Annotated in this window: 21 protein-coding genes and 1 pseudogene; 14 read left to right on the top strand and 8 right to left on the bottom strand. The window is 71.0% G+C overall.

Annotated elements, in window-relative coordinates; genetic code table 11:
- Window positions 1-765 precede the first annotated feature (765 nt).
- From OV079_RS55775 to OV079_RS11715, 5 genes are all read left to right on the top strand, one after another.
- Window positions 766-2,016 (top strand): Hint domain-containing protein, encoded by a 1,251-nt coding sequence (locus OV079_RS55775; protein WP_267768278.1) that lies wholly within the window; start codon window positions 766-768, stop codon window positions 2,014-2,016.
- A gap of 120 nt (window positions 2,017-2,136) precedes the next feature.
- Window positions 2,137-2,574: a hypothetical protein gene (locus tag OV079_RS11700; RefSeq protein WP_267768279.1), complete on the top strand. Its 438-nt coding sequence runs from the start codon at window positions 2,137-2,139 to the stop codon at window positions 2,572-2,574.
- A gap of 76 nt (window positions 2,575-2,650) precedes the next feature.
- Window positions 2,651-3,610 carry a hypothetical protein gene (locus OV079_RS11705; RefSeq protein ID WP_267768281.1) on the top strand — a complete coding sequence of 320 codons (960 nt, stop codon included), beginning with the start codon at window positions 2,651-2,653 and terminating at the stop codon, window positions 3,608-3,610.
- Window positions 3,611-3,697: 87 nt separating this feature from the next.
- Window positions 3,698-4,015: a hypothetical protein gene (locus tag OV079_RS11710; protein WP_267768284.1), complete on the top strand. Its 318-nt coding sequence runs from the start codon at window positions 3,698-3,700 to the stop codon at window positions 4,013-4,015.
- Window positions 4,016-4,222: 207 nt separating this feature from the next.
- Entirely contained in the window at window positions 4,223-4,906 is a 684-nt protein-coding gene (locus OV079_RS11715) for a hypothetical protein (protein ID WP_267768288.1), read from the top strand.
- 344 nt (window positions 4,907-5,250) lie between these two features.
- Here the strand turns inward: OV079_RS11715 and OV079_RS11720 are convergent, their stop codons facing one another.
- Complete coding sequence (locus tag OV079_RS11720) at window positions 5,251-6,183, bottom strand: LysR substrate-binding domain-containing protein (protein ID WP_267768290.1); 933 nt, start codon at window positions 6,181-6,183, stop codon at window positions 5,251-5,253.
- A gap of 104 nt (window positions 6,184-6,287) precedes the next feature.
- Here OV079_RS11720 and OV079_RS11725 point away from each other — a divergent pair, with 104 nt between their 5' ends.
- Both OV079_RS11725 and OV079_RS11730 read left to right on the top strand, forming a co-directional pair.
- On the top strand, window positions 6,288-6,617 hold the full coding sequence (locus OV079_RS11725; protein ID WP_267768291.1) for a nuclear transport factor 2 family protein: 330 nt from the start codon (window positions 6,288-6,290) through the stop codon (window positions 6,615-6,617).
- A complete protein-coding gene (locus tag OV079_RS11730) occupies window positions 6,614-7,402 on the top strand; it encodes an SDR family oxidoreductase (RefSeq protein ID WP_267768293.1) in 789 nt (262 codons plus the stop codon). The genes OV079_RS11725 and OV079_RS11730 overlap by 4 nt, the downstream gene beginning before the upstream one ends.
- Window positions 7,403-7,612: 210 nt before the next feature.
- On the opposite strand, the gene OV079_RS11735 is transcribed toward OV079_RS11730, so the two are convergent.
- The 4 genes from OV079_RS11735 to lepA form a co-directional block, all read right to left on the bottom strand.
- The gene (locus tag OV079_RS11735) at window positions 7,613-7,906 is read right to left on the bottom strand and encodes a hypothetical protein (protein WP_267768294.1); all 294 of its coding nucleotides are present in this window, start codon (window positions 7,904-7,906) and stop codon (window positions 7,613-7,615) included.
- Window positions 7,907-8,438: 532 nt separating this feature from the next.
- Window positions 8,439-9,065 carry a hypothetical protein gene (locus tag OV079_RS11740; protein ID WP_267768296.1) on the bottom strand — a complete coding sequence of 209 codons (627 nt, stop codon included), beginning with the start codon at window positions 9,063-9,065 and terminating at the stop codon, window positions 8,439-8,441.
- A gap of 858 nt (window positions 9,066-9,923) precedes the next feature.
- A complete protein-coding gene (gene lepB, locus OV079_RS11750) occupies window positions 9,924-10,748 on the bottom strand; it encodes a signal peptidase I (protein WP_267768298.1) in 825 nt (274 codons plus the stop codon).
- A gap of 9 nt (window positions 10,749-10,757) precedes the next feature.
- On the bottom strand, window positions 10,758-12,569 hold the full coding sequence (lepA, locus tag OV079_RS11755) for a translation elongation factor 4 (protein ID WP_267778518.1): 1,812 nt from the start codon (window positions 12,567-12,569) through the stop codon (window positions 10,758-10,760).
- Between the two features lie 270 nt (window positions 12,570-12,839).
- Between lepA and OV079_RS11760 the strand changes: the two genes are divergently transcribed.
- From OV079_RS11760 to OV079_RS11775, 4 genes are all read left to right on the top strand, one after another.
- On the top strand, window positions 12,840-13,928 hold the full coding sequence (locus OV079_RS11760; RefSeq protein WP_267768300.1) for a hypothetical protein: 1,089 nt from the start codon (window positions 12,840-12,842) through the stop codon (window positions 13,926-13,928).
- 137 nt (window positions 13,929-14,065) lie between these two features.
- Window positions 14,066-14,455, top strand: a complete 390-nt coding sequence (locus OV079_RS11765; RefSeq protein ID WP_267768301.1) for a hypothetical protein — start codon at window positions 14,066-14,068, stop codon at window positions 14,453-14,455.
- 240 nt (window positions 14,456-14,695) lie between these two features.
- Entirely contained in the window at window positions 14,696-15,301 is a 606-nt protein-coding gene (locus OV079_RS11770; RefSeq protein WP_267768302.1) for a hypothetical protein, read from the top strand.
- Window positions 15,286-15,846, top strand: coding sequence for a hypothetical protein (locus tag OV079_RS11775; protein ID WP_267768303.1), 561 nt, complete (start codon window positions 15,286-15,288; stop codon window positions 15,844-15,846). Before OV079_RS11770 ends, OV079_RS11775 begins: the two co-directional genes overlap by 16 nt.
- A 168-nt stretch (window positions 15,847-16,014) precedes the next feature.
- Here OV079_RS11775 and OV079_RS11780 read toward each other — a convergent pair whose 3' ends face one another.
- The 3 genes and pseudogenes from OV079_RS11780 to OV079_RS11790 all read right to left on the bottom strand — a co-directional run bounded on the left by OV079_RS11780 (window position 16,015) and on the right by OV079_RS11790 (window position 17,650).
- The gene (locus tag OV079_RS11780) at window positions 16,015-16,272 is read right to left on the bottom strand and encodes a hypothetical protein (protein ID WP_267768304.1); all 258 of its coding nucleotides are present in this window, start codon (window positions 16,270-16,272) and stop codon (window positions 16,015-16,017) included.
- A 46-nt stretch (window positions 16,273-16,318) separates the two neighbouring features.
- A pseudogene (gene dtd, locus OV079_RS57725) lies at window positions 16,319-16,770 on the bottom strand (D-aminoacyl-tRNA deacylase).
- Between the two features lie 7 nt (window positions 16,771-16,777).
- Window positions 16,778-17,650 carry a UbiA prenyltransferase family protein gene (locus OV079_RS11790; RefSeq protein ID WP_267768305.1) on the bottom strand — a complete coding sequence of 291 codons (873 nt, stop codon included), beginning with the start codon at window positions 17,648-17,650 and terminating at the stop codon, window positions 16,778-16,780.
- A gap of 50 nt (window positions 17,651-17,700) precedes the next feature.
- Here OV079_RS11790 and murJ point away from each other — a divergent pair, with 50 nt between their 5' ends.
- The 3 genes from murJ to OV079_RS11805 all read left to right on the top strand — a co-directional run bounded on the left by murJ (window position 17,701) and on the right by OV079_RS11805 (window position 21,450).
- Window positions 17,701-19,311 carry a murein biosynthesis integral membrane protein MurJ gene (murJ, locus tag OV079_RS11795; protein ID WP_267768306.1) on the top strand — a complete coding sequence of 537 codons (1,611 nt, stop codon included), beginning with the start codon at window positions 17,701-17,703 and terminating at the stop codon, window positions 19,309-19,311.
- Between the two features lie 692 nt (window positions 19,312-20,003).
- Complete coding sequence (locus OV079_RS11800) at window positions 20,004-20,957, top strand: COX15/CtaA family protein (RefSeq protein ID WP_267768309.1); 954 nt, start codon at window positions 20,004-20,006, stop codon at window positions 20,955-20,957.
- Between the two features lie 94 nt (window positions 20,958-21,051).
- On the top strand, window positions 21,052-21,450 hold the full coding sequence (locus tag OV079_RS11805) for a CBS domain-containing protein (RefSeq protein ID WP_267768311.1): 399 nt from the start codon (window positions 21,052-21,054) through the stop codon (window positions 21,448-21,450).
- The last annotated feature ends 285 nt before the right edge of the window (window positions 21,451-21,735 follow it).

Consider the following 21,735-nt stretch of genomic DNA (forward strand, 5'->3'; position numbering starts at 1 on the left):
CCCGCCGCCGCCCCAGCCGACGCCGCAGCCCCCGCCGCCGTCGCCACCTCCGGCGCCCCCCGAACCGCCGGCGCTGGACGACGCGATGCTCACGTTTCCGTGGATCCGCGGCGCCGTCGACCGCTGTGCGCTCGACATCGACGTGCCCCTGGTCCCGCTCGCAGCGCCGATCGTGTCGCTGGCCGTCGTGGTCCGGGAGGCGGAGGCCGGCAACCGCGACTCGGCCGACTGCAGCGCGCCCGTGATGCTCGAGCTGCCGCGCGAACTGCTGGCCGTCGCAGCACCCGCCACGACCCGCGAACCGGCGAGGCTCCGCGTGCGCCTCGAGCCGCCGCGCGTCACCTGCGAGAAGAAGTACGCGCTCGGTGTTTGCCTGCGCGACACGAGCGGCGCGCTCCATCCCTCGCGCAACCCGAACGCCCCCGACTCGACCCATCCCGAAGTGCCGGCCGAAGAGCGGTGGCACAGCGGCCGGCGCCTCCTCACCCCTTCGGGCGAGAGCGGCGACTACCTGGCCATGAGGCCCGGCCTCCAGCTCGTCGGCGCCGACCCGACGACGGGCAACCGCGTGCGCGTCGATCTCCGGTCTCGACAAGAGCGGCGGTCGACCACGATGGTGGAGCTCCGGCTGACGACGGGCGAGCGGATCGATCTCCCGCCCCGACAGGAGCTCTGGCGCGTCGAGCAGGGAGGTGGATCCGCGCGTCGGAGGTCGCGGCCGGCGATCGCCTGTTCGGCCTCGACGGTCCGCTCGAGGTCCGCGAGGTGCAGTCGAACAAGCGCTCCTACGGCGTCGACGTCGCCGACGTCAGCGCGCCCGACACCTACTTCCTCGACCGCCTCCTCGTGCGCGACGGACGGCCCACCCGCGGCGAGCCCACGCCGCTGGCCCCGAGCGAGGACCCGACGCTGCACGCCGACGTCGAGCTCGTGGCCGCGAGCGAGAGCTACGACTGCGCACTCGACACGACCCTCACGGTGCGCGAGTGGCCTGCAGGCGCCGAGTCGATCGTCCTTCTCGCCGAGCGCCACCCGGGCCCGCCGGGCGCCCGGGTCACGCTCCAGTGTGACCCGGAGCGCGCGTTCTCCAGCGTCCCCCGGGCCCTGTGGGACGCCTGGCACGCCCTTCCAGCGACCGCGGGCCGACCGCTGACCCTCGCGCTCGAGGCCGGCGAGGAAGGGTGGGGGGCCGAGGATCCGGGCTTCACCGGCGTCGTCGGCTGCTCGAGCGACGTCGCCTTGTTGGCGTGCGGACGCGCCGCCGACGGGACGCTCTCGCCGGTCACGGGCCCTGCGCGCTGGGGTCACTCGGGCGCGACTTGCTTCGCCACCGGCACGCCGATCGACACGCCGGCCGGCCCTGTCGCGATCGAGGCCCTCGCGCCCGGAGCGACCGTCCTTTCCTTCGACGTTCTCCGCGGCGAGGCGCAGGTCGCCCACGTCCTGCGCCGCGTCTCCCGCGGCGAGCGGCCGGTCCTGCAGCTCCGGCTCGCCGACGGGCGGGCGCTGCGAATCACCGGCGAGCACCCGCTGTGGCTCCCGCGCGTGGGCGTCTTCCGGCCCGCGCGGGACCTGCAGGTCGGCGATCGTCTGCTCGGGCGCGACGGCGCCGCGCTCCCGATCGAGAGCATCGTCCCCGACGGCACCAGCGAGGTCTGGGAGCTCTCGGTCGACGCGCCGGACACCTACTTCGCCGACGGCTTCCTCGCGCACAATACTGATTGCGGGGCGGGGTGGGGCGCTGAGCAACTGACGGCGCACCACGAGGTCCTGCTGCACCGCTGCTGCGTCTGGCGTTCCTTGTCGCGCACTACCCGGATGGTCAGCTCATCACCGTGCCAACGGCGCTCGTCAGCATCGAGCGCAACACACTCGGCGATCGCTCTGCACGCCCTCGCATGTCACGAGGTCGCGCTGAGAAGCGCCCGAGCAGTCGACGGTGCAGGTTCTGACTGCATGGCCATCAGCATCGCGGCCGGCTCGAGGGCGATTGACGGGGGTCCCGCACTCGCATAGGGTCGCTCCATGGGGCCTCGCCGACCGCGAACGACGGCCGTGTGCGTGTGGTTGCTCGTTACGGCCTGCGACGCCGCGTCCACGCCCCGGGGCGAACCGCGCAGCTATCCGCTGATCCACATGGAGACGACCGGCCTTACCACCGCCGTCGACGTGGACGGCAAATCGGTGACCATCGCCTGGGACCCCGCCTCGAACCAGCAGGCGCTCGCCGAGCTCGACGCGCTCAAACCCGAGACCTTCCTGGGGCTCACCCGCGGCCATGCCTTGCAGGTGGTCGGCTCGCTGTCGCCGGAGATCCATCAGACGCCGTCCGGCCCGGGCCGGCCGACCAGCGAGCCCTATCACTCGTTCACGCTGCACGACTGGTATGTCGTGCCGCCGTTCCGCCGCCTCGTGCCCGCGAGCGACGACCCGCTGGACGGCATGGTCCCGGGACCGCTCGTCGAGCAGCTCTCGCTCGAGGACTTCGGGGCCTTGCCCGACGGCCGCGCGATCGACCCACGAGCCCACGAGCGCGCGACGCGAGACGAGCAGCGGCCTGCCGTCGAGGGGTGAGCACGACAGGTCGCACGGGCCGGGAAAAAATGCATCGACGGTGAATTGTTCTCCCGCGGCTTTCTACCTGGCGGGCATGCACCACGCGTCTTTCAAGCCTTGCACATCCTTCATTCGCGTCCTCCCGGGCCTCGCTGCTGCCCTGGCCCTCGCCGCCGTGCTGCCCGCCTGCGACGCGCCCGACCCGCTCGAACCGCCCGCGGCCGACGACGAATCGCTGCCCGAGCTGCCGGAGCTCACCGCCGAGGAGCTGACGGCGCTGCAGGCCAGGGCGACCGTCGCCAGCTTCACGGTGGCCGACAGCGGCCGCATCACCATCGTGGGCACCCCCGACCGCTCCGTCCTCGCCTATCAAGTCTCGGGCGGCCGGGTCGCCGACGACGTGCTGATCCAGCTCATCGACGCGCAGCAGGCCAGCCCGGCCGAGGTGTTCCTCGCGCTCGCAGAGCCCGGCGCCGCTGTGCCTGAGGCGCTGCTCGCCGAACACCGCGCCCGGGCCGCTCGCGATCCGCAGGTCGGGGCGGTCCCGCGACAGCTCGCCTACGTCCTGCCGCGCATCATCGAGCCCGAGCTCCTCGGCTGCCACGCCGGCGGCGGCGAGCCGATCGAATTCGACGACTGGGAGGACGACTGGCTGGAGCGCTTCGCGTGCATCAACGTCTCGGAGCCGTACTCGACCACCACTCGCAACACTGCCGACGGCATCGCCGGCTACCTGGTGGCCGGCGACCTGCAGGGGCGGGCGTTGTCCGCCTGCAACGCCGCGTGGAACGACGTGGCCGTGGCCTATTACGTCAACGACGGCGCGCCCGGCCCGACCAGCCCCTTCACGTTCATCGGTGGGACGACCCTCGAAGAGTTCGACGGCGTCCACCTGTACTCGACCGGCAGCGCGCCCGGGTACCTCATGCGGGTGAATCACTTCACCCCGACCCCGACACCTACGTCGGCTACGGTCGCCGCGGCAACGGCTGCTGACCGGCGAGGCCAAGCTCGCGTGCCAGCGGTTGAAACCGCGCCGGGGAGGGAGGTGTAGGGCTGAAACCCGAGGGCCAAGCTGGTCCTGTGGAGCAACTATTACTCGCAGAGTGGACAGGGCCACCGCTTCAACGTTTTCCAGTTTATGTCCGATGGATATCTCTACCACGAGGGCACCGGAAAATGGGTCGTGGCCCAGGATTCGACGGGCGGCCAGGAAGACGGAAACCAATTGGTCTTGTGGAGCAACTACCACTCGCAGACCTCGATGGGCGACGACTTCAACACCTTCATGCTCGTGGACGGCCATCTGCTCCACAGGGGCCTTGGGAAGTGGGTCGTTGCCAAGGACTCGACCGGCAATGGCGGCGACGGTAATCCCCTGGTGCTGTGGAGCAACTTCTACTCGCAGTCGTCGGAAGGCAACCAATACAACTCTTACTCGTTCATCGGCGTCCAGTAACGACCGAGTACCCGTCGGTTGCTGGTCAGCGGGGAGCCGCCCGTCGACCTCGCGCTCAGGCATCGCGGGGGCGGCGAGGCGGAGCTTCAGGTTCGCGGGTTGGCTCGGTAGTACTCGGCCGCGAGCCGACCAAGATCGAGCTTCGTGTAGCGCTGCGGCGGTCGCCCGCGGCGACGAGGAGGCGCCGCCGGCGCTCCGCAGCGGCGCGTGCCCAAGACGGCCTGGGCTGCGCTCACGGGCTCGCCGGGGATTGTGCCCGCGATCGGGATCGAGGACGGCCCGCGCGGCTTTCACGAGCAGGGGGCAACACCGAGCCCGGCGAGGTGTTGTGTGCGGGGGCATAACCGCTATCATCGCCCGATGCGAAGCCTGATCGTGGCGCTGGCGGTGCTCCTCTCGGCGTGCAATCTGGGCCGCGACGCGGAGGCCGAGCGCTACGTCAATCAGGACATGGCGGTGCCGATGGCGCGGCTCGCCGACGCGATGCACGCGATGTCGCTCCTGAGCGAACGCGATGTCGCCAAGCCGGACATCATCGCCCGGCTGATGCATATCAGCACCACGCTCCGCGTGTTCATCGAGGAGACTCGCCAGGTGGCCCCGGCGAAAGAGTTCGCCAACCTGCACGGCGTGCTCATCGGATACGCGGAGGACTTCAAGTCGGAGCTCGACAGGATGGCCGTGGCCGCCAGCAAGGGAGACACCGCGGCCTTCGGGCTCGGTTGCAAAAACCTGTCGATCGGTAAGCGGGGCTTCATCTCGTGGGAGCGCGGCTTCGACCAGCTGCTGACGGCCGCGGGCGTCGAGCAGGCGCCGCTGCCGGCCGCACCGCCGGTCACGGACGATCCAGCGCCAGTGATATCGCCGCCCGCGCCGGCCGGTCCGAACTAATCCGACGCGGGCAGTTCGCCTCGACCGCACAAGAAGGCAGCGCGCCGTACTTCTCGGTCGCCGCGACCGAGCCGTTGGCGCGCGTCACGACGGTGTTCGTCGAACGGATACGTCGCAAGCGCCGAGAACTGGACCACGCCAGCGTCGCCGCATGACTCCCCCCAACTGTCACCTCACCCTCAACTCGTCCTTTCGTCAACCCACCCACCTGTCTCGTTCACGCTGAGCCAATACAGGGTCGCGCTTCCGGAGGGCCAAGGCGAGACGTTCACCCTGGTCGACGGTCTCGCGTGCGAGACGGCGAACGGCGTGATTACGTGGGCCAAAAGCGACCGAGGCGCAGGCTAGGCCGATGCCGGTGGCGCGGCGCGTCCGTGTGGCCGCTCCGCGGCGAGCTCCCGTGCCAGCGCCACGAACGCCCGCAGCGCGGCCGAGGCGTTGCGCCGACTTGGGTAGTACAGGCAGAGCCCCGGCAGCTCCGGCGTCCAATTCTCCAGCACGCGCAGGAGCCGCCCTGCTTCTATATCTGCGCGAACGTCGGCCTCCATGAAGTACCCCAGGCCGACGCCCTCGAGGACGGCCATCCTGGCGACGCTCGCCTCGTCCAACGTCAGCGGCCCCTGCACGTCTGCGTGGACGACCTTTCGCCCCCGCCGCAGCTCCCAGCGCAACAGCGCGCCGTTGGGCAAGCGCCCGCGGACGCAGCGGTGGACGAGGAGGTCGGCGGGCGTGCGCGGGGCAGGGTGAGCGGTTAGGTAGGCGGTCGAGCCCACGATCACGTGGCGTTCGGGACGGCCAAGGGGCACCGCGATCATGTCAGCCGGCACGTGGTCGGCTGGCCGCACGCCGAGGTCGAACCCCTGAGCGACGATGTCGACGAGCTTGCCCTCGGTGACGATGTCGACGTGCACCTCGGGGTTCAGACGCACGAACGTGAGCACGAGGGGCGAGAGGATCGCACGCGCCGCGGTGGCGAACGTGTTGATGCGCAGCGTACCCGCGGGCGTGGCTCGTTGCGCCCGAGCGGCCTCCATCGCGTGATGGATGACCTCGAGCGCAGGTCCCGCCTGCTCGACGAAGGCCCGGCCCGCGTCGCTCAGCGAAACACTCCGCGTGGTGCGGTTGAAAAGGCGCACGCCCAGGCTCGCTTCGAGCTTGGCGATGGCGCTGCTGAGGGCGGTCGCCGATCTGCCGAGCTCGAGCGCGGCTGCGCGAAAGGAGCGACGCCGCGCGATGGTAAGGACGGCATCCAGGTCGAGCAGGCTGGTGTCGGTCATGGCGATTGTCCCGAAAATCGGGATGTCTCATACCAGATTGTCCTACTTGTTCGGTCGACGCCAGGGGTCTAGGTTTCAGCGCAGCACTGCAAAGGAGAACACCCATGACACCAGCACTACCCAAGCCCATCGCCGACTACGTCGAAGCGAACGCACGACTCGATGTGGACGGCATGTTGAAGCCGTTCGCGGCCGATGCCCTCGTCCTGGACAACGGAGGCCGTCACGAGGGCCACGCCGAGCTGCGAACCTTGCTCGAAGAGGCGGTGGTCGGCGCCAAGGCTATTTTCACGCCGGACACCGTTCGTCACGAGAAGGGCCAGGTCGTGGTCGAAGGCCCTGCACATGGCGACTTCAAGGGCAGCCCGCTCCGCTTCACCTATCGTTTCTCGCTCGAGAACGACGCCATCAAAGCCCTGGAGATCACGCTATGAGCATCAAGATTGATCCGACCGAATTCGCGGGAAAGCGCGTGCTCGTCAGCGGCGGCACCAAGGGGGCGGGCCGCGCCACCGTCGAGCGCTTCCTGGCCGGCGGCGCCCGGGTGATCACCGCCGCCCGTGGAGCCCCGGAGCCCATCGACGGCGTCCTGTTCGTCCAGGCGGACCTGACGACGGCCGAGGGCGGGGAAATCCTTGCCAAGGCGGCGCTCGAGCGAATGGGCGGCGTCGACGTCCTCGCCCACGTGATCGGCGGCTCGTCCTCGCCGGGCGGCGGCTTCGTCGCCCTGACCGACGACCACTGGCTCGCCGAGCTGAACCTGAACCTCCTGGCCACGGTGCGCCTCGATCGACTCCTGGCTCCGCAGATGATCGAACGGGGCGCCGGCGCGATTGTGCACGTCACCTCCATCCAGGCGGTCCTGCCTCTTCCCGAGTCGACCACCGCCTACGCCGCCGCCAAGGCCGCGCTCAGGACGTATAGCAAGTCCCTCTCCAAGGAGCTGGGGCCGAAGGGCGTGCGGGTCAACGTCGTCTCCCCCGGCTGGATCATGACCGAGTCGTCCGTCGACCTGCTGAAGCGTCTGCAGGCCGCCAATGGCGGCACGATCGAGGAGGCGCGGCAGGTCGTCCTCGACAACCTGGGCGGTATCCCGATCGGGCGTCCGGCCGAACCCCGTGAGGTCGCCGACCTCATCGCCTACGTTGCCTCGGATCGCGCCGCCGCGATTCATGGCGCCGAGCTCGTCATCGACGGCGGCACCGTTCGGACCGTCTGAGGTGATCGCCCCGACCGTTCGTACCCCATGGCTGACGTCCGGCCGCCGGCCGGTCGGACTCCGCGCTCAGGCGGCTGGACCTGATCGTCCTCTCCGCGGTTCTTGCCGGACTCGGTCTCGACAGAGTGCGGGTCACGCCGTCTTCCGACGCCCTGGCCGCCGGACAAGGAGCCGCCTTCCTTGCCGCCTCGGAAGACGACCCGAGCTCGCTCAGGGCACGAGCGACAGCGCGTCTTGCACGTACACGTCGTCCACCTCACGCAGTCGTTCCAGAAAGCGCGACGCGTCGAGTCCGAGCTTACGACAAGCCTCCAGCAACGCCAGGTGCACGGCCCAGGTCACCGGCGGCGACGCTTCCAACAGCGGCAATAGCCCCGCGAGCTCCCGCGCGGCGCGCAGCTTGATCAGTGCATGCACGGCGTGATGGCGGATCGTCTCCCGCGGGTCCTCCGCCGCGCGCTCCATCAGGAACGGTATGGCTTCGGCCGCCGGGGCGTGGGCCACGTAGGTCGCCAGCGTCTCGTACGCGTGCGTGCTCGTCAGAGCTTAGCGTCTCGAGCGCACCAACGTGTCCGAGCAAGCACGACGGCCCTCGGCCGCCCGGCGTTTTGCCGATAATAGATATTATGTTAAGTTGAAGAGAACGGCCGCCTGGGGGGCCGGCGAGCCTCCGATAGCCCGCCAAGCTGGGGCTTGGCTGCGGAGTCCCCGGCGAGCCGCACCGTTAGCGAGCCTCCGATAACCCGCCGCCAAGCGTTGTGTTTATCGAAGCGTGTTGTGTTCGTCGAGCTCGGACAACCAATCACTACCAAGCTCGAATCCACTACCAGCACGGACAACCAGCTTGAATCCACCAACAAAACGCTCTCGCTCTCGAGCTGAATCTGCCAGTGACTCCCGCCGACTCCTCAGGACCAGCCGCCGACGCGGCGCGCCAGCGAGCTCCTGGCCGTCGTACGGCGCTGCCGTCCTGTTCGTCGTAAGCGGCTCGAAGCTATCGTCGTGCCGCGCTAGCGGATCGGCAGCCAGAAGCGGCTCAGCGGCAACCAGATTCGCTCTGCGCGGCCTTTGACGTTGCCGCGCGGCACGTACGGCTGCGGGCGTTCGGCGGCCGGGTCGACGAAGTTGCTGGCGTCGTGGGCCTTCTGATACGCGCGCTTGGCCAGCTCCGGGCCACTTCGGGCGTCGGGCACAGGCCGGCGCTGCACTGCATGCGGATGACCACCTCGGTGGCCGGCACCGCGAACGCGTACTGCGTGCCGTTGCCCGAGGCCGCGTCGCCGACGATGGCGCCGCTGGCCACGCTGTCGTCCACGCGGGCGTTCGGGATCTCGGCTTGCAGCGCGGCCAGCTTCTCGGCCAGGCCCTCGGTCGGCCGCAGCCACACCCACACGCCGAGGCTGTAGGCCACGTCGCGGACCGTCGCGTCGAGGCGGATCCGGTCGTACTCGTAGCGCTCGGCGACCGGGCTGATCGGCATCTCCTTGTAGCCGGGGATGTCGCCGGGCGGCAGCAGCTCGGGCAAGCGCGTGCGGTCCTTGATGACCGAAGGGACATGTCCTTCGACGCTGCGGACCAGCGCCAGCAGCTCGCGGTCGCTGGCGCAGCGCTGGCGACCGCACTCGAGGCTGAACGCGACCTGGCCCTTGGGATCGGCGCGCACGTAGGTGAACTTGTGCTCGTCCTCGACCAGCCAGCCGTCTTCGCCGGCCTCGTTGACGGCCTGGCGCGCGAGCGTGCGCGAGCTGCCGACCGACGCCAGCGCGGCGTCGCGGACCAGGTCGACGCCCTCGTCCGGGGCCCGCCACGCGCAGACGGACCAGCCCGGCCGGGGTCGCCGGCTCGGCGCCGGTCTTGCTGTAGCGGCGCTCGATGAAGGTCTCGGCGGTCGCGCTGCGGCTGGTCCAGTGCTGCGAGTAACGGGCCGTGTTGTCGCCGTCGAGGATCTGGCGCGCGTCCTGGCTGCGGTCGCGGTTCCAGCGCTCGACCACCTCGGCGACCTTCTCGGCCACGCGGCCCGGCGAGCGGCAGATGGCGTTGCCGCAGCGCAGGCGCATCACCGCGTCGGCGGCGTTCAGGCGGAACACCACGTCCTGGGCGATGTCGCCGGACTTGAGCGTCAGCGTGACGACGTCGCCGCCGATCCGCTGCAGGCGCTCGCGCAGCTTGGTGTTGCCCTTGCTGCCGATCCGCTCGTCGCCCTCGATGAGGGACGCGAAGCTCGCCTCGGTCCCCTCGCCTGCCGTCAACGCGCGGTACACCGCCTCGCCGCCGAGCACCGGCTCGCGCCAGATCTCGAGCTCGAGGCCGTGCGCGTCGCTGGCGTGGTCGGCGATGTAGAGGATGTGATCGAAGCTGGCGTCGCCGCGCGCCGAGACGTCGTCGGGGCGCGTCAGCGAGAACAGCTTCTCGTCGGTCAGGTCGCGCAGGTCCTTGACGCTGAGCAGACCGTCGGCCGCGACGGCTTCGACCTGACGGGTCCAGGCCAGGCTGTCGTGGCTCTCGTTGCGGTTGTCGCCCATCACCAGCAAGTGGCCCTCGGGCACGGTCCACTCCCCACCCTGCGGGCTCCGGCGCGCGGATCGAGGTTCGTCTTGTAGCGGACCACGTAGGTGTGGCCGTCGACCGTCTCCTCGAACAGCTCGCAGTGCGGGACCTGCTGCGTGCCGCTGTCGTCGCGGCACTTCTCCGGCAGCTTGGTGCGCTTCAGCTCCTCGAACTCGGCGTCGCCCTCGCGGCGGATGCTGACCTTGTTGCCGTCGACGCGGATGGTGTCGCCGGGCAGGCCGATGACGCGCTTGATGAAGTCTTCGGACTCGTCGATCGGGTAGCGGAAGACGACGACGTCGCCGCGCGCGATGTGGCCCCAGCGCTCGCCGACGACCGTGGTCGTGAACGGGATCTGGATGCCGTAGATGAACTTGTTGACGAAGATGTGATCGCCGGCGACGAGCGTCGGCATCATGCTGCCGCTCGGGATCTTGAACGGCTCGTAGAGGCACGAGCGCAGGCCGAGCGCCACCAGGACCGCCACGCCGACGTTCTCGATCGTCTCGCGCAGCGGGCTCTTGCGGGCGAAGCTCGCGTGTTGGTGCAGCAGCTCGTCGAGCCGCTCGGCCTCGTCTTCGGCGCGGTCCCACTGCTTGGCCTCGCGGAAGCGGGCCAGCGCGTCGGCGCTGTCGCGGATCGCCTGCGCGGGCTCGGGGGCGATCCGGCCGGCGTACTTCTTGAGGATCCGGTTGGCCTCCTTGACCAACATTCCGGCGGCGGCCTTGACGCTGCCCGTCGAGCGCCGCCCCTCGGGCTTGGCCGGGCGCGGCTCCTGCGCTTGCTGCGGCGTGGTCACGGAGGCTCTCTAGTCTAGCTTCAGGATGGCGTGGAAGGCACCTTGCGGGATTTCAACGTTCCCAACCGCCTTTAGGCGCCGCTTGCCGCGCTTCTGCTTCTCCAGCAGCTTGCGCTTGCGGGAAATGTCGCCGCCGTAGCACTTGGCGAGCACGTTCTTGCGCAGCGCCTTGACCGTGGTGCGGGCGATGACGCGGCTGCCGATCGCGGCCTGGATGGCGACCTCGAACTGCTGCTGCGGGATCTCGTCCTTCATCTTGATGCAAAGGTCGCGGCCGCGGTTGTAGGCGTTGTCGCGGTGGCTGATGAGCGAGAGCGCGTCGACGCGCTCGCCGTTGACCAGCAGGTCGACGCGCACCAGCTCGGCGCGGCGGTACTCGCCCTGCTCGTAGTCGAGGCTGGCGTAGCCGCGCGACAGGCTCTTGAGCTGGTCGTAGAAGCCGAACACGACCTCGGCGAGCGGCATCTCGTAGGTCAGCTGGACGCGCTTCGACGTCTGGTACTTGATGTCGAGCTGGATCCCGCGGCGGTCCTGGCACAGCTTGATGATCGCGCCGAGGTACTCCTCCGGCAGCTGGATCCGCGCGGTGATCATCGGCTCCTCGATCGCCTCGTAGTCGCCGATGTCCGGCATCTTGGCCGGGTTGTCGATCACCGACTCGGTGCCGTCCTTGAGGTACACGTTGTACTTCACGCTCGGCGCGGTGGTGATGATGTCGAGGTCGTACTCGCGCTCGAGCCGCTCCTGGATGATCTCCATGTGCAGCAGGCCGAGGAAGCCGAGGCGGAAGCCGAAGCCCAGCGCGACCGAGGTCTCGGGCTCCCAGGTGACGCTGGCGTCGTTGAGGGTGAGCTTGGCCAGCGCGTCGCGCAGCTCGGAGTAGTCGGCGTTGTCGGTCGGGAACACGCCGGCGAACACCATCGGCTGCACGACCTTGAAGCCCGGCAGCGGCTCGGCCTTGGGGTCGTCGGCGGCGGCCACGGTGTCGCCGACCTTGGAGTCGACGACCTCCTTGACGTTGGCGACGAGGTAGCCGACCTCGCCCGCCGACAGCTCGGGCATGCTCGTGATCTCGGGCGCGTAGGCGCCGACGTCGATGACGTCGTAGCCCTTGCCGGTCGCCATCATGCGGATCTTGTCGCCGGCGCGCAGGCGGCCGGAGAACACCCGCACCATCGAGATGACGCCCTTGTAGCTGTCCCACCACGAGTCGATGATGAGCGCCCTGACGGGCCGCTCGACGTCGCCGTGCGGCGCGGGGATCCGGAGGATGATCGCCTCGAGCAGGTCCGGCACGCCGAGGCCGGTCTTGGCCGAGACCAGCAGCGCGTCGCTGGCGTCGAGCCCGACCGCCTCCTCGATCTGCTTCTTCACGCCCTCGACGTCGGCGCTCGGCAGGTCGATCTTGTTGATCACCGGGATGATCTCGAGGTTGGCGTCGAGCGCCATGTAGACGTTGGCCAGCGTCTGCGCCTCGACGCCCTGGGTGGCGTCGACGACCAGCAGCGCGCCCTCGCAGGCGGCCAGGCTGCGCGAGACCTCGTAGCCGAAGTCGACGTGCCCGGGCGTGTCGATCAGGTTCAGCGCGTACGTGACGCCGTCGTACTTGTACGACATGCGCACGGCCTGGGCCTTGATCGTGATGCCGCGCTCGCGCTCGATGTCCATGCGATCGAGGTACTGCGCCGTCTTGTCGCGCTCGGTCAAAAGACCGGTGGCCTCCATCAATCGATCGGCGAGCGTGCTCTTGCCGTGATCGATGTGGGCGATGATGCAGAAGCTACGGATCGTGGGCCGCTCGGGAGCGGTCGGATCGACCATACGTGGAACGGACTTGCTCATGTCAGGTGGCGGAGCGGTGACGGGTGCGGCGCGGACGTCGTGGAGCGAAACCGGGGTCGCGGGGGCCGTGAATTCGGGGAGCGGCGCGGAGCGCCCTGGCGCGGGCCAGGAAACCGTGGTCGGCCGCGACGATCGTCAGCCGCGGCTAGTAGCACAAGACGCGCCGTCGCGCCTGCGCCGGCGCCGCGGGCGGGGTCACATTTGCCCTCGGCTTGCGAGAGGCGCCCGCCGTCCCCTAAAGTGTGTCCGGTGATCCCCTTCCTCGCTCGCCCGGCCGCGCTGCTCCTGATCCTCGGGCTCGCCGGCTGCGCGGGCAAGGCCAAGGCCACCGCCGCCCCCACCGCCGAGTCCACCCCCGACAACGAGCCGCCGCACAAGATCGAGCCGATCCTGCCAGTGCGCCAGGTCGCGCTGATCCCGCTGGCGATCGACGGCCAGCACTGCGACGCGGCCGGCAAGCGCGTGCAGCAGCAGGACTCGAACTACGACGGCCGCGCGGACATCGTCACGCTGATCGGCGGCCGCGCGCCCGACGAGGGCCGCACCCGCTGCCAGCAGGCCGACCTCAACTTCGACGGCCGCCTCGACGCGTTCCTCCACTTCGACGAGACCGGCGAGCTGGTCCGTGAACAGTACGACCAGGACTTCGACGGCCGCATCGACCTCGGGCGCCACCACGAAGACGGCAAGCCGACCCTCGACGAGCAGGACACCGACCACGACGGCTATGTCGACGCCTGGCGCCGCTACGACAAGGGCCGCCTGGTCCGCATCGACGCCGACCGCGACCGCGACGGCAAGCCCGACGTGTTCACGTTCTTCGTGCAAGGCAACATCGATCGCGTCGGCTACGACACCGACGGCGACGGCAACGTCGACGCGTGGGACCAGGACGTCGCCCGCCGCGCGAAGCTGGCCCTCGATCGCCGCCGCAAGGCCGACCGCGAGCTCGGCAGCGAAGAATTCGTCGACGCGCCGAAGGCCGAGGAGGCCAAGACCGACGCCGCCGCCGAGACCGACAAGAAGGGCGGCAAGGGCAAGAAGGCCGACGCGAAGACCGAGGCGGGCAAGACCGACGCGAAGAAGACGAAGGACGACAAGCCGGCCGACGCGAAGAAGGCGAAGGACGACAAGCCGACCGACGCGGGCAAGACCGACGCGAGCGCGAAGCCGCCGAAGAGCGACGACAAGCCGGCCGACGCGGGCAAGACCGAGGCGAAGCCGAGCGAGGCGAAGCAGCCCGCCGACAAGCCGGCCGCGAGCGCGAAGGATCCCAAGCCGGCCGACAAAAAATCGTCGACGCCCGCGGCGCCGCCTGCGACCGACAAGCGCGGTTGATTCAGGCACCGCACGTCGTTCGTCGGTGCGGCCCGACGATGCCACGAGGAGCCGCGCGTGGGCAGTATTCGCGTCGGCGCTCGACGTGGGTCCCCTCCCCCTCGCTTGCTGCGAGGCTCCGAGCTATCATCGCGGCGATGGAGCAGAGGGATCGCGCAGGTTCGGAGGAACCAGAGGCCGTTCTGGACGAGACCGCCGTCGACCCCGGTGACGACGACTACGGTCCACCGTTCGAGCGCCGCAGCTTCGGCGGCGAATTCGTGTGGGCCCAGGGCCAGGGCTACACGGCCAAGGTGCTGCGCGTCCGGGCCGGCGAGGTGGTGGCGATCTCGACGAAGGGCCGCCGTGACATGACGGTGATGCTGACAGGCGGCCGCGCCCTGCTCGAGACCCGCGCCGAGGACAACGTCGATCGCGTGGAACTGCTGCCGGCGACGCCGGTGGCCATCGCCGAGGGCGAACACGCGTACCGCCTGGTCGCGGTCACCGACGTCGAGCTGTTCACGATCTATAGCGCGAAGAGCTGATCGCCGAGCCTGGTCGCGGTCACCGACTTCGAGCGGCTCACGAGCCGCGGCTCGAAGGCTTCGCGGCGGGTGGTCATCCACCTCGCGCTGTTCGCCATCGGCTGCGAAACGGCCTGGTCGCGGTCACCGACTTCGAGCCAGGGCGAAGCGCCGAACGACGAGCCCTGCGGCGCAGCACGGCGAGCGCTGCCTCGTCGTGATGCACCGCGACGGACTGCGTTCGCGCGGCCTCGTGGCGTGATGCTCGCGGTGCGGGTATGGTCGGCGCGTGCGCACGCCTCCCTGCCCCGCTGGCCTCCGACCTGGCCGAGCGCGTGGGTCGCGCCGCTGGTGCTGGCGGCCGCGTGGTCGATCGCGCTGGCCAACGAGCCCGAGCTGGCGGCGCAACGCGGGCTGGTATTCGCCGGCGGCCCGTTCTTGCTGCTGGCCGGGCTGCACGCGCGGCTCGGCGGCTACCTGCACGCGCCGGAGCGCGAGCGCCTGCTGCCGCTGCCGATCGAGCCCGCGCGTCACTTCCGCTCGGCCGGTCCGGCGCATCGCCGCGGCCTGGCGCTGACCATCGTGGCCGGCGTCGGCGCGATCGCGGCGGCGACGCTGCCCGACGGCGCGCGCTGCGGGTGGCTGCTCGCCGACTTCCTGTGGCTGGCGCTGGCGGCGATCCTCGTCGAGCCGGGCATCGCCGGCGTGGCGGCCTACGCCGGGCGGCGGTTTCCCCGGGGCACTGGATCACGGAGGCGCAGCAGTTCGGCGCGGGCGGCTGGACGGCCGAGGAGGCCGCGGTCCACCTGTACGCGCCGGCGCTCGGGATCGGGCTGGCGACGCTGGTGGCGATGCCGGGGCAGCTGACGCTGGCCCGCCTGGCCGAGCGCGGGGCGGCGAGCTCGCAGCACTGGACGCTGCTGGCGGCGCCGATGCTCGCCGCAGGGGTCGTGCGGCTCACGGCCGGCCGGCTGTACGCGGCGGGGCTGTGGGAGGCGGTGCCGTGGCTCAGCGAGGCGACGCGGCGCCTGGCCGGGACCGGCGCGCCGGTGCCGCGGCCGGCCTTCGTCGCGCACATGCACAACCCGGTGCTGCAGCTCGGCATGACGCAGCTGCTGCGGCTCTGTCCCCTGCTGCGCGTGCGCCTGGCGGCCTTGTTGCTGGTCAGCGGCTGGCTCGGGGTCCGCGCCCTGCCGCCCGACGCGCCGCGGATCGCCCTGTGGTGCGCAATGGCGGCTCTGAGGTTGAGCCCGCTGCAGGTGCTGGCGCGCGAGCGCCGGCGCAACGCGGCGCTGCTGGCCGCCCTGCCCCTGCCCGCGCCCGAGCGCACCGGTCGCCTGCGCGGGCTCGAGGGGTTGCTGCTGGCCCCGCCCACGGTGCTGGGGGCGTTCCTGTTCGTCCGCTGGCTTTGAGGACCTGTGCCATGGGGCATGCTCGTCGGTGCATGCTCTGCGGAACATGCTCTTACTAACATGCTCTATAGGACATGTCCGAACGAGCATGACGTTGCGCGGGCCGGCCTCACCCCCTGGCGCATGCGTCGGCCGGCCTCACTCCTGCGGCGCGCGCCGGCGCCGGCCTCACTTGTCGCGCACGACGGTGAACTCCATCATGCGACACGGCAGGTCGGCGCGGGGGTCGTGCTCCATGCCGGCGACGGCGCGGCGGCACACGCGGTCGCTCTTGCGGTCGCCGGTGCTGACCTGGGTGGCGATGGCGTAGGCGCTGCCGTCGGCGCCGACGCAGAAGGCCGTGACGTTGCGGCGGCTCTCGCCGACCCTCATCGAAGCGCAGGCCGAGGAGGCGAGAGCGACGAGCACGAACAGGGCGGTGCGCATACGCGGCGACGTTAGCGCCCCGCGGGCGGTCGCGCCAGCGACGGGCTCACTGGACCTGGCCGGCGACGCTGCGCAGCAGGAAGGTGACCGGGCCGTCGTTGACGAGCTCGACCTCCATGTGCGCGGCGAAGCGCCCGGTGGCCACCGTGAGGCCCTCGGCCCGCAGCGCCTCGGCCACGGCCTCGTAGAGCGCGCGGGCGCGCTCGGGCAGCTCGGCGCCGTCGAAGCTGGGCCGCCGCCCTTGCGCAGGGTGCCGGCCAGGGTGAACTGCGAGATGACGAGGACGCCGCCGCCGACCTCGGCGAGGGTGCGGTCCATCGGCGTGGCGCCGGGGAAGAACCGCAGCGAGGCGATCTTCTTGGCGGTGGCGACCGCGTCGGCAATGGCGTCGCCGCGCTCGACCGCGACGAGCAACATGGCGCCCCGCTCGACCGCGCCGACGACCTCGCCGTCGACCCGCACGCTCGCCCGCGAGACCCGCTGAATGACCGTCAGCACGCGCGCCTCAGATCCACCCGTACAGGATCGCGGCGGTCAGCAGGATCCAGACGACGAAGTTGATCATGAACAGCGGGTCCTTGAGCATCTCCTCGGTCGGCGACTCGGCCTCGCGCCGGGTGGTCGAGAGGTAGATGAAGCGGGCGATGCCCACCACCCCGAACACGGCCGTGTAGGCCAGGCGGTTGGTGCCGAAGATTTCGAGCACGTGCTCGCTGAGGGTGTAGGCGACGTAGAGGCCGACGGTGGCGAAGCCCAGCGCGTAGAGGATGATGCGCAGGGTGACGAGGTTGTAGGCGGCCAGCGCGGCGCGCTGCTTCTGCGGATCTTCGGCGCCGGCGAGCTCGTGGGCCCGCTTGCCGAACCCGAGGAACATGGCCAAAAGGCCAGTGCAGGCCAACAGCCACGGCGAGGCCGGGATCTGCAGCGCGAGCGCGCCGGCCAGCACGCGCAGGATGAACCCGGCGGCGATCGACAGCACGTCGACGTAGGCGATCTGCTTGAGCTTGAAGCTGTAAGCCAGGTTGAGCAGGAAGTAGCCGCCGAGCGCGGCGGCGTAGAGCGGCTGCAGCCAGTAGCCGAGCGCGAGGCAGACCGGGACGCAGATCACGGCGAAGCGGCGCGCGACGGCCTCGGGCAGCTTGCCGGAGGGGATCGGCCGGTTGCGCTTCTTCGGGTGGGCGCGGTCCTTCTCGACGTCGACGAGGTCGTTGAGGATGTAGACGCAGCCGGAGATCAGGCAGAACAGCGCGACGGCGCCGGCGGTGACGAGCAGGCTCGTGGGATCGGTGAGCCGCTGGCCGTACATCAGCGGCACGGCGACGAAGAGGTTCTTGATCCACTGACGCGGCCGGAGCGTCTTGATGAGCGCGAGGAGCACGGGGCCGGGACTATCGCACGGCGCCGCCGCGTGTTCTACTGCCGCGCCACGTGCCCTCCGCCCTCCAGTCGTCCGGTTCGATCAGCGCCGCGGTCGCCGCGTCGCGCGTCCTCGGGCTCGTGCGCATGTCGCTGCAGTCGCGCCTCATCGGCGCCGGAGCGCTCGCGGACACGTTTTCGGTGGCGTTCCGGATCCCGAACCTCCTGCGCGACCTGCTCGCCGAGGGCGCCCTGTCGAGCGCGTTCGTCCCCACCTTCACCGCGTCCCTGGTGCAGGAGGATCGTGAGCGCGCGTACCAGCTCGCCAACCTCGCCCTGGCCGGGATCCTGCTCGTCACCGGGGCGCTGACGCTGCTCGGGGTGGTGTTCGCCGAGCCGCTCGTGGTCGCCATCACGTCGGGCTGGAGCGCGGAGAAGATCGCCGAGACCGCCGCGCTGACGCGCGTGATGATGCCGATCCTCGCGCTCGTGAGCGTCGGCGCGGTGTGGGGCGGGATCCTGAACGCCCAGCGCAACTTCCTGCCGTTCGCCCTGGCGCCGGTGCTGTTCAACCTCGTCAGCATCGCCGCCGGCCTCGGGATGTGGCTCGCCGGGCTCGGCGGCCAGGCCGCGGTGATGGCCTGGAGCGTCGGCACCCTGCTCGCCAGCGTCGCCCAGGCGGCCGTGCTCCTGCCCTACCTGCGCCGCCTCGGCTACCGCGTGCGCCCGCAGCTGCGCGGCCTCGTGCACCACCCGGGCGTGCGCCGGATCGTCTCGCTGATGCTGCCGGCGATCGTCGGCGTGGCCGCGGTGCAGCTCAACGTGTTCGTCAACACCCGCTTCGCCGCCAGCCTCGGCGACGGGGCGGTGGCGCAGATCGAGTACGCGTTCCGGATCTTCTTCCTTCCCATCGGCGTGTTCGGGGTGGCGCTGGCGACGGTGACGGCCACGCAGGTGTCGGAGGAGGCGGCCCGCGGCGACCGCTCGGCCCTGATCGCGCGCACCGGCGAGGGCCTGTCGGCGGCCTGGCTGCTGACCTCGGCGAGCACCGTCGGCCTGGTGCTGCTGGCCCACCCGATCGTGTCGCTGATCTACGAGGGCGGCCGCTTCGGCGCGGCCGAGTCGGCGGCGGTGGCGGTGATCCTGCAGGCCTACGCGCTCGGGCTCGCGCCGTACAGCATGGTCAAGATCGTGGCGCCGGCGTTCTACTCGATCGACCGCCCGCGCGTGCCGCTGATCGCGTCGGTCGCGTCGGTGGCCGTCAACATCGGCTTCAACGCCCTGACCTACGAGCGCCTCGGCGCGCCCGGCCTGGCCTTCGGGACATCCCTCGGCGCGCTCGTCAACCTGACCCTGCTGCGGGCGTTCTACCGCCGCGAGATCGGGGGCCTGAGCCGCCCGGGCCGCTGGCGCGAGTTCGCGGTGCTCGCGGCCGCCAACGCCGGCCTCGGCGCGGTCGTGTGGGCGGCCTGGACCGGCCTCGCGCACGTGCTCGCGGGTCCGCTCGCCGCCCTGCCCCGCCTCCTGCGCGCGCTGCTCGGCGCCGGGGCGCTGGGGGTGGTGATCGCGCTCGGCTTCGTGGTGTTCGCCGCGATCGCCCGCGCGGGCAAGTACCCCGGCGGCGCGCAGCCGTGGCGGCTGCCGGCCGGGCTGGTGCGCCGCCTGCGACGGCGCCGCGGCTAGCGGTAGGGCTCTTGGAGGCGCATGTCCGATCGGGCATGCGCTTCGCGCAAGGCCTCTCGGACATGTTGGAGAGGACATGTTATTCAGGACATGTCGATGAGGACATGCTCGTCGCGCGCGGCATCCGGACCCGGCTGCGCTCTGGACGGCGCTGACGGTGGTTCGCCGGCTTCGGGCCGGGCCCGCGGCGCACGCTCTCGAGGCGCGCCACTTCGGGAGGACGCGGCTCGAGGCCGTCAAAACGGCGTCGTCAGCGAGCCGATGGTGGCGCCCGCCGACGCGTCGCCCCGCGTGCATGTTTGCGGCGTGCTTCGTGAGCGCCGCCAGTGAGCCGGTGATGGCCATCGCCGACGCGTCGCGCGGAGTGATGCCGCCGAAGCTGCGCCGCGAGCGAGCCGGTGATGGCGATCGCCGACGCGTCGCGCAGAGTGATGCCGCCGAAGCTGCGCCCGCATGCCAGCCGGCGATGACGAGCGCGGACGAGTCGCGCCGTGTGCGTGTCCGCGGTGCGTTTCGTCAGCGACGGCGCTCCTTCGGCCGGCGCGGCCCGCGGGCGACCCGACGCCGTCCGCGCAGGGCGAGCGCCGGCTCGCGCACGCGACGGCCGCCGCCTCGACGTCGCACGAACGGCGGGCCCGTGACGGCCGGTCGCGGGCCTTTTCGGCGGGCGAAAAAGCGAGTATGGAGGGCCCGTGGCCGCCGCTCGCGCACGTTTTCGCAGCCTCGCCTGGGGCACGCTCGCGTACACCGTCCTCGTGATCCTGTTCGGCGCGGTCGTTCGGATCACCGGCTCCGGGGCGGGCTGCGGGCAGCACTGGCCGACCTGTCACGGCGAGGTGGTGCCGATCAGCCCCACCATCGAGACCGTCATCGAGTTCTCGCACCGCGTCACCTCGGGGCTGTGCGGCATCATCGTGCTCGCGCTGCTCGTCGCGGCGCTGCGCGGCTTCCCGCGCGGGCACGCGGCCCGACTCGGGGCCTGGCTCGCGCTGGTGTTCACGATCACGGAGGCGCTGATCGGCGCCGGCCTGGTGCGCTTCGGCCTGGTCGGCGACAACGACTCGGTCGCGCGGGCGCTCGTGATGGCCGCGCACCTCCTCAACACGTCGCTACTGACCGGCGCGCTCGCGCTCGCGGCCTGGGCTGCGAACCGAGAGCCGGGTCCGCCCGTCCGCAGCGCCTCGCCTCGCGTCCGCTGGCTGGTCTGGGCCAGCCTCGGCGGCCTCATGCTCGTCGGCATCAGCGGGGCCGTCACGGCGCTCGGCGACACGCTCTATCCCGTCGAGGCCGGCGCCCTGAGCGACCGACTGCAGCGCGACCTCGGAGCAGGCGCGCACTTCCTCCAGCGCCTGCGGCTGATGCACCCGGTCCTGGCGTGCGGCCTCGGGTTCTTCACCGCGGTGATCGCTCATCACCTCGGCAACACCGCGGCGCCGGCCGTCCGCCGCGCGAGCGCCTGGGTGATGATCCTGGTGTTCGCCCAGCTGGCGGCGGGCGTCCTCAATGTGATGCTGTCCGCCCCCGGCTGGATGCAGGTGCTGCACCTCGGCCTCGGGACGGCGCTGCGGGTCGCTGCCATCCTGTTCTCGCTCGAATTGCTGAACGCCCAGGCGAGCCCCGAAGGGCGCCCGCGCCCCGACCGATGACGTCACGTCAACCGGCCGGGCGACATCACACCGCACCGCCGATGTGGGCGGGCCGCGGTGGATCCGGCCGCGGTCTCGGCTAAAGTGTTCGGCGATGGCTGATCGGCCCGTCTGCGAGCTCATGCGCGTCCTGCCCTCCTCGGTCCTGCCCGACGAGGGAGCCGCTCCGGCGCTCCAGCGCATGCGCAGCGAAGGTGTCGCGCTCTTGCCCGTGCTCGACTACGGCGAGCTGCTCGGCCTCGTGTACGAGCGCGACCTCGCCAGGCTCCGCGGCGAGCTGCTCGGCCGCCGGCTCGTGCGCGACGTGATGCGCGGCGACCCGCCCGTCGCGCCGCCGTGGCGCAGCGTCGACGCGGTGCTGCGCCTGATGCTCACCCACCGCTCCGAGGCCGTCGTCATCAGCGATCGCGGCCACCTCGTCGGGCTGTTCACGCTCGACGACGCGGCCCGCCGCTGCGGCGCCCTGCTCGATGCGGCCGCGCTGCGGCATTGAGCGCGGGCGGCCGGGCGCGGCGTGAATGCGGGGCCGCGCGCGGCATCTTGCGAAGATGCGAGTGGCGGCCATCGAGCTGCGCCATGAGCCGAGGATGCGAGGCGGGCCGCTCCTGGGCGACGCCGAAGTACCGGACGCATAGTGACGCGTGCGGGCTGCGACTTCGCGCGTGGGCGCGAGCGTGGCGGACGTGGCTCGATCCGTCTCGCTCGCCGCGCGACGTCCCCGTGCGACAGCTCATGCTCACGCGAGCAACGGACCGGGGGGCTGCGGCCACTGACACCA

Source organism: Nannocystis pusilla, from assembly GCF_026626665.1.
Classification (GTDB): Bacteria; Myxococcota_A; Polyangia; order Nannocystales; family Nannocystaceae; genus Nannocystis; species Nannocystis pusilla.